Here is a 12,173-nt window from a genome sequence, read left to right as displayed (position 1 = left end):
CCGGCCCCGACCGCCCGGGTCTGCTCGCGCTGCTGATCCACCACGCGGTGGTCGACGGGGTGTCCTGGCGGGTGCTGACCTCCGACCTCGCCGAGGCGTGCGAGGCCGCCCGGGCCGGCCGTGCCGCGCCGCTGCAGCCCGTCGGCACCACTCTGATCGCCTGGGCCCGGTCGCTGGGCCGGGCCGCCGCCGAACGCCCCGGGGAGAGCGAGGAGTGGGCCGCCCGGCTGACCGGTGCCGACGACCGTCTCGCCGAGCCCCTTGACCCGGCCCGGGACACCCTCGCCACCCTGGAGACCGTCTCCGTCACCCTCGACCCCGCGACCACCGGCCCGCTGCTCGGCGCCCTGCCCGAGCGTTTCCACGCGGGCCCCGACGACGTGCTGCTGACCGCGCTGGCGATGGCGGTGGCAACCTGGCGCGGACACCGGGACCCCGTGCTGGTCGACCTGGAGGGCCACGGCCGCCGCGAGGAACTGGTTCCCGGCGCCGAACTCTCCCGCACCGTCGGCTGGTTCACCAGCGTGCACCCCGTTCGCCTGGACCTGGGCGGACACGAGACCGCCGACGGCACCGAGGCCGGTGCCGCGCTCAAGCGGATCAAGGAGCAGCTTCGGGCCCCGCGCGACGGCGGCCTGGGACACGGGCTGCTGCGCCACCTCAACGAAGAGACCCGCACCGCGATGGCGGCGCTGCCGCAGCCGGAGATCGGCTACAACTACCTCGGACGGTTCCCCGCCGCCCAGGAGACGGACGCGGCCCCCGTGCCCTGGAGCGCCGCGCTGAGCGGCTCGCTCGGCGGCGGCGCCGACGACGCGCTGCCCGCCCACCACACGCTGCAACTCGACGTCTCGGCGGTGGACGGCGCCGAAGGGCCCGTGCTGCACGCCGGGTTCACCTTCGCCGGCCGGCTCCTGGGACGCCAAGAGGTGCAACGGCTGTCCGAGCTCTGGCTCGACGCGCTGCGCACCCTGCGCCGCGGCCTCGCCGGGGACCCGGCGTCGGCGGGCACCGCGGAGCACACCCCCTCCGACTTCCCGCTCACCACGATCAGCCAGGCCGAGATCGAGACGCTGGAGCGGCGCGGCCCGCTTGCGGACGTACTGCCGCTCTCGCCGTTGCAGGAGGGGATGTTCTTCCTCGCCGGCCTCGGCAGCGAGGGCCTGGGCCCGGACGTGTACACCACCCAGACCGTGCTGGAGATCGACGGCGAACTCCACACCGAGCGGTTGCGCCGCGCCGCCGACCGCCTGACGGAGCGGCACCCCAACCTCAAGGCGGCCTTCCACGCACGCCGGGGCGCCGATCCGCTCCAGGTCATCCACGCCGAGACGGCCGTACCTCTGGTGGAGCACGAGCTGTCCGCCGAGCCGGAGCCCGTCGCGCGGGAGCGGGCGCGGGCGCTGCTGGAGCAGGACCGCGCACTGGGCTTCGACCTCGCCGAGCCGCCGGCACTGCGGCTGACCGTGGTGCGGCTGGGCGGCGGACGGCTGCTGCTGGCCGTCACCGCGCACCACATCCTGCTCGACGGATGGTCGGGGCCGCTGCTGGTGCGCGATCTGATGGCGCTCTACCAGGGCGGTTCGGCGGCCGGCACCCCGCGCCCGTACCGGGACTATCTGCGCTGGCTGGCCGGGCGCGACCGGCAGGAGACCCGGAACCTGTGGCAGCGGCAGCTGGCGGCCGTCGACGGGCCGACCCGGCTGGTTCCGCAGGCCGCCGGAATGCCGGCCGGAGTCCCCGAACGTGTGGAGATCGAGCTGCCGCGGGAACTGGAGGCGGCCCTCTTCGCGCTGGCGCGCCGCGAGCAGACCACGGTCGGCGCGGTCGTCCAGGCGGCCTGGGGCACACTGCTCGGGCTGCTCACCGGGCGCACCGACGTCACCTTCGGCGTGACCGTCTCCGGCCGGCCCGCAGATCTTGACGGGTCGCAGGAGATGATCGGCCTGTTCATCAACACCGTGCCCGCACGGGTCCGACTGCGGCCGGAGCAGACCGCGGCCGAGCTGGTGCGCGAGGTCGCCGCCGACCAGGTCCGGCTGCTCGACCACGGGTACGAGCCGCTCGCCGAGCTCCAGCGGCTCGCCGGCCACCGTGAACTCTTCGACACTCTGGTGCTGTTCGAGAACTTCCCGGTGGACGCCGAGGACCTGCGCCGCACCGAGGAGCGGGCGGGACTGCGTGTGGTCGGCGCCGAGGGGCACGACGCGACGCACTACCCACTGGTGCTCGTCGCGCTGCCCGGCCGCGAGCGTCTGGCGCTTGCCCTGGACCACCGGCCCGAGCTGGTCGACACCGCCGGCGCCACCGCCGTCGGCGACCAACTGCGCGCCGTACTGCGGCAGATGACCGAGGCGCCCCACGCCGGCCTGCGCAGCCTCGTGCCGCTGGACGGCGGCCGGCCGTCCCTCGAGGGACCGCGCGGCCGCGTCACCCCGCTCGGGGTCACCGCCCGCTTCCTGCGGCAGGCCGAGGCCACCCCGCTGGCCACCGCGCTGGTCGCCGGCGACCAGGAGTGGACGTACGCGCGGTTGGCCGCTCGCACCACCGAGCTGGCCGACCGGCTGGCCGGCGCCGGAGCGGGGGAGGGCACGCTGATCGCCGTCCTGCTGCCGCGCACCGCCGACCTGGTCGCCGCGCTGCTCGCGGTGGGCGCCACCGGCGCGGGCTACCTGCCGGTGGACCCGGAGTTCCCGGCCGAGCGGATCGCCCATCTGCTCGCCGACGCCGATCCGCACCTGGTCCTGGACAGCGACAGCCCGCTGCTCGCGGAGAGCGCGGACAGCGCCGAGAGCGCCGAGAGCCCGGAGGGCGCCGAGAGCGCCGCGGCAGACCCGGCCGAGCGCCCGCACGGCGTCGGCGACCGCCTGCCGCAGGTCCGGCCGCACGGCACCGCGTACGTGATCCACACCTCCGGTTCCACCGGCCGGCCCAAGGGCGTGGTCGTCACCCACGAGAACCTCGCCAACCTGCTGGACTCCATGGCCGACCGGCTCTCCGCGGGCCCGGCGGACCGGCTCCTGGCCGTCACCACGATCAGCTTCGACATCGCCGCACTGGAGCTGTACACCCCGCTGGTGACCGGTGGCACGGTGATCCTCGCCGACCGCGAACAGGCCCGGGACCCGCTGCTGCTCGCCGAGTTGGCCGAGCGCACCGGCGCCACGCACCTCCAGGCCACTCCCTCGCTGTGGCGCGGCATCCTGGAGACCGCCCCGCACACCGTCACCGGGCTGCGGGTGCTCAGCGGCGGCGAGCCGCTGCCCGCCGACCTCGCCGACCAACTGGCCCGGCACGGAACGGAGTTGCACAACCTCTACGGGCCGACCGAGACCACCGTCTGGTCCACCGCCGCGGTACTGCCCGAGGGCACCGACCCGCATGTGGGCACGGCGCTGGCCAACACCGTGCTCAGGGTGCTCGACGGCTGGCTGCGGCCCGTGCCGGCCGGCACCGCCGGCGAGCTCTACATCGGCGGCGCGGGGGTGGCACTGGGCTACCTCGGGCGGCACGCACTGACCGCCGAGCGGTTCGTCGCCGACCCGTACGGGCCGCCCGGTGCGCGGCTCTACCGCACCGGCGACCTCGCCCGCAGCCGACCGGACGGCACCCTGGACGTGCTCGGCCGCGTCGACCACCAGCTCAAGGTCCGCGGCCACCGGGTGGAGCCGGGAGAGATCGAGGCCGTGCTGCGCTCGCTGCCCGGAGTCGCCGACGCCGTGGTGGTGGGCAGGGCCGACCGCCCCGGCGACACCGGCGGCGCCACCCGGCTGGTCGGCTACGTCACCGGGGAGTCGGCCGGGGACACCGCGGCGCTGCGGTCCGCCCTTGCGGACCGGCTCCCGGAGTACCTGGTCCCGTCGGTGCTGATGCCGCTGCCCGCACTGCCGCTGACCCCGAACGGAAAGGTCGACCGCGCCGCGCTGCCGGACCCCACGACGACCGCGGGACGGGTCCGTTCGGCCCGGGACCCGCGGGAGGCGGTGCTCGGCGAGCTGTTCGCCGACGTCCTCGGAGTCGACCGGGCCGGCCCCGACGACGACTTCTTCACCATGGGCGGGCACTCGCTGCTCGCCATGCGGCTGGCCAACCGGCTGCGCTCCACCCTCGGGATCGAGGTGGCGCTGCGCGACGTCTTCGACCACCCCACCCCGGCCGCGCTGGCCGCCGCGGTCCTGCCACGGGAGGCGGTGCGCGCACCGCTGGAGGGCCGTGAACGCACCCCGGGCGAGCGGCTGCCGCTGTCCTACGCACAGAGCCGGCTGTGGTTCCTGCACCGGCTGGACGGACCGAGCGCCACCTACAACCTCTTCGTCGTCCTGCGGCTCGGGGGCGACCTGGACATCGACGCACTGCGCGCGGCGATCGGCGACGTCGTGGTGCGGCACGAGAGTCTGCGCACCGTCTACCCCGACACCGAGGGACTGCCGTACCAGGAGGTGCTGTCGGAGGAAGCCGCCCGCGAGGCGGCCGACTTCAGGCCCGTCGCGGTCGCCGAGGCCGACCTGGAGTCGGCACTGCGGGCACATGTGACCTCCGCGATCGACATCGTCCGCGAGATACCGCTGCGCCCCCGGCTGCTGCGCACCGAGTCCGACCACGTGCTCGCACTGACGCTCCACCACATCGCCGGCGACGAGTGGTCCATGCGTCCCCTGACCGAGGACCTGCGGACCGCGTACACCGCACGGCTGCACGGCGCCGCACCGCAGTGGCGTCCGCTGCCGGTCGGCTACCCGGACTACGCCGTGTGGCAGCGCGAGGTCCTCGGCGACGAGAGCGATCCCGACAGCCCCGTCTCGCGGCAGGCCGCGTACTGGAAGCGTCGGCTGGCCGGCTCCCCGGAGGAACTGGCGCTGCCCTACGACCGGCCCCGGCCCGCCGAGGAGCTCCACGAGGGCGCCACCGTCACCTTCGCCGTGGAACCGCGGGTGCACCGCGAGTTGCGCAGGCTGGCCGCGGAGACCGGCACCAGTGTCTTCATGGCGGCCCAGGCCGGACTGGCGGTGCTGCTCGCCGCGCACGGCGCCGGCACCGACCTGCCGATCGGCACGCCCGTCGCCGGACGCACCGACGCCCAGCTCGACGAGCTGGTGGGCTTCTTCGTCAACACCCTGGTGCTGCGCACCGATGTGAGCGGCGAGCCCACCTTCCGCGAACTCCTGGCCCGGGTACGGGAGGTGGACCTCGCCGCCTTCGACCACGCCGACCTGCCGTTCGAGCAGCTGGTCGAGGAGATCGCGCCCGAGCGGACCCTCGCCCGCAACCCGCTCTTCCAGGTGCTGCTGGTCTTCCAGAACGTCTCGGAGGAAGAGCTGACCCTGCCCGGGCTCACCGTGACACCGGTCGGCGCCGACCCCGGCACCGCCAAGCTCGACCTGCTCCTCACCCTCGCCGAACTCCCGGGCGGCAGGGGCATCAACGGCATGCTGACCTTCCAGACCAGCATCTTCGACACCGCCACCGCCCAGGCACTGGCCGACCGCTACGCCCGACTGCTCGCGGCCCTGGCCGACCGGCCCGACGTGCCCTTCCACCGGGCCCCCGTCCTGACCCGGGCGGAACGCGCCCGGGTGCTGGCAGCAGGCACCGGCGAACGCCGCGCACTGCCCGGGCCCACCCTTCCCGCCCTGCTGGCGCAGCGGGCCGCACCGGAGGAGGCCGGAGCCCCGGCCGTGCTGGACGGTGAACGGACCCTGAGCCGTGCGGAGTTCGAGGAGCGAGTCGGCAGGGTGGCCGCGCTGCTGCGCCGCCGCGGCGTCGGACCGGAGACACGCGTCGCGGTGGCGCTGCCGCGCTCGGCCGAGCTGGTGGTGGCGCTGCACGCGGTGCACCGCGCGGGCGGCGCGTACGTCCCCGTGGACCTCGGCCACCCGGCCGAGCGGATCGCCCATGTGCTCGCCGACAGCGCACCCCAGGTGCTGCTGACCGACCGCGCGACCGGGGCCGGCCTGCCGCCCTCCGACGGAGTCCTGCCGCTGGTCCTGGACGACCCGGCGGTGCTGCGGGAGCTGGCCGAGGCCGAACCGGTCGGAGTCCACCCGCGGTTGGCGCCGGCCAACGCGGCGTACGTGCTCTACACCTCCGGCTCCACCGGCCGGCCCAAGGGCGTGGTCGTCGACCACGCGGCGCTGCTCAACCGGATCGCCTGGATGGCGGCAGAACATCCGCTCACCGCCGAGGACCGGGTGCTGCAGAAGACGCCGGTGGGCTTCGACGTGTCGGTGTGGGAGTTCTTCCTGCCCGCCTTCACCGGCGCGGCGCTCGTGGTGCTCCCGGACGGCCACCACACCGACCCGGCCCTGGTCGCCGCAGCGGTGCGGCGGCACGGCGTCACCGTCGTGCACTTCGTGCCCTCCATGCTGGGCGCCTTCGCCGCCCACCCCGAGGTCCGGCAGCTTCCGGACGGCGCCGGTGAATCCGCTGCGGACACGCTCCGTCTGGTCTTCTCCAGCGGCGAGGCGCTGGGTGCGGCGACCGCCGCCGCCACCCGCCGCGCCCTGCCCGGCGCCGAGCTGCACAACCTCTACGGGCCCACCGAGGCCGCCGTCGACGTCACCGCACACCGTGTGACGGGTGCCGACGAGGGCTCCGTACCGATCGGCGCACCCGTGCCGAACACCGGAGCGCACGTGCTGGACCGCTGGCTGCGACCGGTGCCCGACTGCGTCACCGGCGAACTCTGCCTCTCCGGCGTGCAGCTCGCCCGCGGCTACCACGCCCGGGCCGCGCTGACCGCCGAGCGGTTCGTGGCCCACCCCTTCGGCGAGCCGGGCGAACGGCTCTACCGCACCGGCGACCTGGTGCGCCGCCGCCCCGACGGCACGCTGCTGTTCGTGGGCCGAGCCGACGGTCAGGTCAAACTGCGCGGTCTGCGCGTGGAGTTGGGCGAGATCGAGGCAGTGCTGGGAGAGCAGCCGGAGATCGCCGCGGCGGCCGTGGTGCTCCGCGAGGACGAGCCGGGCCGGCAGCTGCTGGCCGGCTATCTGGTGCCCGCGGCCGGGGTCGAGCCCCCCGCGCACCGGGAGCTGGCGGAGCGCCTCGGCAGGCGGCTGCCCGAGCACATGGTGCCCGGCACGCTGACCACCCTGGACGCCCTGCCGCTGACCCCGAGCGGAAAGCTGGACCGGGCCGCGCTGCCCGCGCCCGACCTCGCGTCGGCCGCGACCGGAGTGGCTCCGCGCGGCATCCGCGAGGCGACCCTCGTCCAGCTCTTCGCCGAACTCCTCGGCGTCCCCGAAGCCGGTGCGCAGGACAGCTTCTTCGCGCTCGGCGGCGACTCCATCCTCTCCATCCAGCTCGTCGCCCGCGCCCGCAGGGCCGGCATGGTGCTGACCCCGCGCGACGTCTTCGAGCGCCGAACACCCGCCGCGCTGGCGGACGCCGCCGGAACGGTGGCCGACACCGACGAGGTGCCCGCGGTTCCCGCGACCGGCCGGCTGCCGCTCACCCCGATCATGCGGTGGGCACTGGCACGCGGGCCGATCGACGGCCTCCACCAGTCGCTGCACCTGGTGACCCCCGCCGACGCGACCCTGCAGTCGCTGACCGCGGCGCTGGAGCGGCTGCTGGACCGCCACCCGGTGCTGCGCGCCCGGCTGGTCGGCGAAGAGGGCCGTCAGGCGCTGGAGATACCCGAGCCGGGCACGGTCCGCGCCGCCGACGTCCTCACCCGTGCCGACCTGTCCGGCGCGGCCGAGGAGGAGGTGCCGGAGCTGACCGCCGCGCACGCCGCCGAGGCGGTGGACGCGCTCGACCCGGCCGCCGGCCGGATGGTCCGTGCACTGTGGAGCGACCGGGGAGCGGGACGGCCCGGACGGCTGCTGCTGGTCGTGCACCACCTCGCGGTCGACGGCGTCTCCTGGCGGATCATCGGAGCCGATCTGGCCGCCGCGCACCACGAGGTGCTCACCGGTGCGCAAGCCGCACCGGCCGCCTCGGGAACCTCCTTCCGCCAGTGGGCGCTCGGCCTGGCCGACGCCGCGCGCGAGCCCGGCCGCCGGGCCGAGGACGCCCTGTGGCGCGAGCGCGAGGAGCGGCACCGCCAGGCGCCGCCGCTCGGCGTCCGCCCGCTGGACACCGCCGTCGACACCGGCGACACCGTCGTCCACCTCGAACGCACCCTGGACGCCGGAACCACTCGCGCCCTGCTCACCGAAGTGCCCGCGAGCGTGCACGGATCGGTGCACGAGGTACTGCTCGCCGGCGCGGCTCTGGCCTTCGGCGCCTGGCGCGCGGAACGCGGCGAGGAGCCCGGCACCGATGTGATAGCGGCCGAGGGCCACGGACGCGAGGAGGACGTCGTTCGGGGCGCCCGCTTGGACGGCACGGTCGGCTGGTTCACCAGCTGGTACCCGGTGGTGCTGGAGACGGCGGGCCGCGACCCGCGGGCGCTGCTGGCACCGGGCTCGGACGCGCGCCCGGTGCTGATGGCGCTCAAGGAGCAGCTGCGCGCCGCCTCCGACAACGGCATCGGCTACGGGTTGCTGCGCGGCTTCGGCGAGGAGTCCGAGGACGCCGGCCGCTTCCGCACCCCCGAGGCGGTCTTCAACTACCTCGGCAGGTTCACCGGTTCCGCCGGCGTCGGCGCGCCGGCAGGCGGACAGCGGGACGCGGACCCGCACACCCCGGCCGCCTGGACGCCCGCCCCCGAGGCCCTGCCGCGGCTGCGCACCACGCGCAACCGGCTCCCGGTGCTCTTCCCGCTGGAGATCATCGCCTCCACCGTGGACGGGCCCGAGGGCCGTCCCGTGCTCGCCACCCGCTGGTCCTGCGCCACCGGCGTGCTGCCCGAGGCGGACGCCGACCGGCTGCTGGAGCTGTGGTTCCGTGCGCTGACAGTGTTGGCGGACGGGTCGCGGCAGGCCGCCGAACCGGTGCACACGCCCTCGGACTTCCCGCTGGTCCGGCTCGACCAGCGGGACGTCGACAGTGTGCAGCTCCGCCGGCCGTCGCTGTCCGACGTCTGGCCCCTCACCCCGCTCCAGGAGGGGCTCTACGCCCTCACCCGGCTCGCCGGCGACGAACTCGACGTCTACACCATGCAGTTGGTCCTGCGGCTCGCCGGCAGCGTGGACGCGTCCGCGCTGCACGGGGCGGCGCGTGAGCTGCTGGTCCGCAACCCGGGTCTGCGCACCGCCTTCGTCCCCACCGCCGACGGATCCGCGGTGGTGCAGGTCGTGGTGGAGGGCGTCGAGCCGGACTGGGCGGTCACCGATCTGACCGATCCGCAGGAGCCCGGCGGAGCAGCGGACCCGCAGACCGCGGCGACCGCGTCCGGGGCGCGGGAGGAGGCGCTGCGGGCGCTCGCGGACGCCGACCGGCAGCGCCCCTTCGAGCTGTCCGAGCCGCCGCTGCTGCGGCTGCGACTGGTGCGGCTCGGCGCGCAGGAGCACGCGCTGATCCTCACCAACCACCACGCGGTCCTCGACGGCTGGTCGGTGCCGGTGCTGGTGCAGGAGCTCTTCGGCCTCTACGCCGCGGGCACCGGCGCCGCCGAGCCACCGGCGCCGCGCAGGTCCTTCCGCGACTTCCTCGCCTGGCGCGAGCGGCAGTACGCGCTCGCCCCCGACGCCGCCGACCGGGCCTGGGCCGAGGCGCTGGAGGGCGTCGCGGAGCCGACCCTGATCGCTCCCGGCCGCACCGATCGCACCCCGGCGCTCTCGCACCGCGCGCCGCTGCTCCTGGAGGAGGAACTGAGGGAGGCCGTACAGGAGTTGGCGCGTGCGACGGACGTCACGGTGAACACCGTGGTGCAGTTCGCCTGGGCGCTGCTGCTGTCGCGGCAGACCGGCCGCGAGGACGTGGTGTTCGGCGCGACCGTCTCGGGCCGGCCGCCCGAGCTGCCCGGGGTCGAGACCATGACCGGCCTCTTCGTCAACACCCTCCCGGTCCGGGTGGACCTGCGCGGCGGCGGGACCGTACGGCAGGCGCTGCGCGCGCTCCAGGACGCGCAGTCGCGGCTCTCCGCGCACCAGCACCACGGGCTGGCCGACATCCAGCGCATGGTCGGCGCCGGTGAACTCTTCGACACGCTGGTGGTGTTCGAGAACTACTACGTCGACTCCCGGGGGCTGCGGGAGGCCGAGCACAGCGGCGGGCTCGCGGTCGTGGGCGGCAGCCACCAGGACGCCACCCACTACCCGCTCACGCTCACCGTCGTGCCCGGGGGCCACTTCACCCTGGAGTACCTGCCCTCCCTCTTCGACCGGGACGGGGCGCAGGCGCTGCTGGACCGGCTGGCCACGCTGCTGGCCTCGCTCACCGCCCGTCCGGACGCGCCCGTGCACCGGATGGAGGCGCTTCCTGCGCCGGAGCGCGAACGGCTGCTGGAGCAGTGGAGCGGCACGCGGGTGGCCCACCCCCGGGACACGCTGCCCGAGCTGTTCGCCGGACGGCTCGCGGCCGATCCCTCCGCGCCGGCCGTCGTCTGCGGGGAGCGGGAGCTGACCTTCGCCGAACTCGGCGCCCGGGCGGCACGGTTGGCGCACGAGCTGATCGCACGCGGCACCGGGCCGGAGGACGTGGTGGCGCTGCTGCTGCCGCGCACCGAGGAGATGCTCGTGGCCCAGTTGGCGGTACTGCAGGCAGGAGCCGCCTATCTGCCGCTCGACCCCGAGTACCCGGCCGAGCGCCTGGAGTTCATGCTCGCCGACTCCTCGCCGCGGCTGCTGCTGACGACCGGGTCCCTGAGCGGACGGGCCGGTGCCACCGAGGAGTTGGCGCTCGACGACCCGGCGACGCGCACGGCGCTCGACCGGCGTCCGGCCATCGCCCCCACCGATGGCGAACGGCTGCGCCCCCTGCACCCCGACCACCCCGCCTACCTCATCTACACCTCTGGTTCGACCGGCAGGCCCAAGGGCGTGGTGGCCACGCACCGGGGCATCGCCAACCTCTTCCACAGCCACCGCAGGGCGCTCTACGAACCGGTGGTCGAGCGGACGGGACGGCGGCGCCTCCAGGTGGGGCACGCCTGGTCCTTCTCCTTCGACGCCTCCTGGCAGCCGCAGCTCTGGCTCTACCACGGGCACTGCGTCCATGTGCTCTCGGAGAACGTCCAACGGGACCCCGGCGCGCTTCTGGAGTACCTGCGGACCCGCGCGATCGACTTCATCGAGGTGGCGCCCTCGGTGCTGGCCGAGCTGGAGACACTGGGGCTGACCGAGGACGGCAGCTGCCCGGTTCCGCTGCTCGGCGTGGGCGGCGAGGCGGTGCCGGACGCCCAGTGGGCCCGGCTCAAGCAGTTGCGGGACACCGAGGTGGTCAACCTCTACGGACCCACCGAGTGCACGGTCGACTCCCTCGCCGCCTGGGTCGCCGACAGCGAACGCCAGGTGATCGGCAGCCCGGTGGACAACGCCCGGGTCCGTCTGCTGGACGCGGCGCTGCGGCCGGTACCGCCCGGAGTGCCGGGCGAGATGTATCTGTCCGGCCCGGGACTGGCCCGCGGATACCTCGGGCGCCCGACGCTGACCGCGGAACGCTTCGTGGCCGACCCCTTCGCTCCGGACGGCGGACGGCTCTACCGCACCGGGGACCTGGCCCGCTGGACGGCCGACGGTGCGGTGGAGTTCCTCGGCCGGGTCGACGACCAGGTGAAGATCCGCGGTTTCCGGGTGGAGTTGGGCGAGATCGAGACGGCCGCCGCGGCCCACCCCGAGGTGGGCAGAGCTGTCGTGGTCGCCCGCGAGGACGGCGGAGTGCGCCGCCTGGTGGGCTATGTCGAGCCGCGGCCGGGCGCGGAGCCCCAACCGGCGTCGATCCGGGCGCATCTGGCCGAGCGGCTGCCCGCGTACCTGGTGCCCGCCGCGGTCGTGGTGCTGCCGGCGCTGCCGCTGACGGCCAACGCGAAGCTGGACCGCGACCGGCTGCCCCCGCCGGACTTCGGCGCTGCCGCGGGCGGGCGGGAGCCGTCCGGCGAGCGGGAGCGCGCGGTGTGCGAGGCGATGGCGGCCGCGCTCTCGCTCGAACGCTTCGGCGCCGACGACGACTTCTTCGCGCTGGGCGGGGACAGCCTGGTGAGTGTGCGCCTGGTCACGCGGCTGCGCGCGGGCGGCTGGCGGCTCTCGCCCCGCGACGTCTTCACCCATCCCACCCCGGTGGCGCTGGCACAGCGGCTGGAGCCCCACGAGAACGGTCCCGCGGACGGGCGGATGTCCGCGGGCGGTTGA

General features: G+C 75.2%; 1 protein-coding gene (only partly in view). It reads left to right on the top strand.

Features of this window, described 5'->3' with window-relative positions:
• A protein-coding gene (locus MTQ01_RS18890) for a non-ribosomal peptide synthetase (protein WP_247491836.1) crosses the window boundary here: on the top strand, positions 1–12,173 show its 3' portion. The gene continues 3,514 nt to the left of window position 1, outside the view; the window shows 12,173 of its 15,687 coding nt (coding positions 3,515–15,687); the start codon falls outside the window, past its left edge; the stop codon is at positions 12,171–12,173.

Source organism: Streptomyces sp. XM4193, assembly GCF_023072595.1.
Classification (GTDB): domain Bacteria; phylum Actinomycetota; class Actinomycetes; order Streptomycetales; family Streptomycetaceae; genus Streptomyces.
Note: the sequence above shows the minus strand (reverse complement) of the source record. Positions and strands in the feature narration are given on the sequence as shown.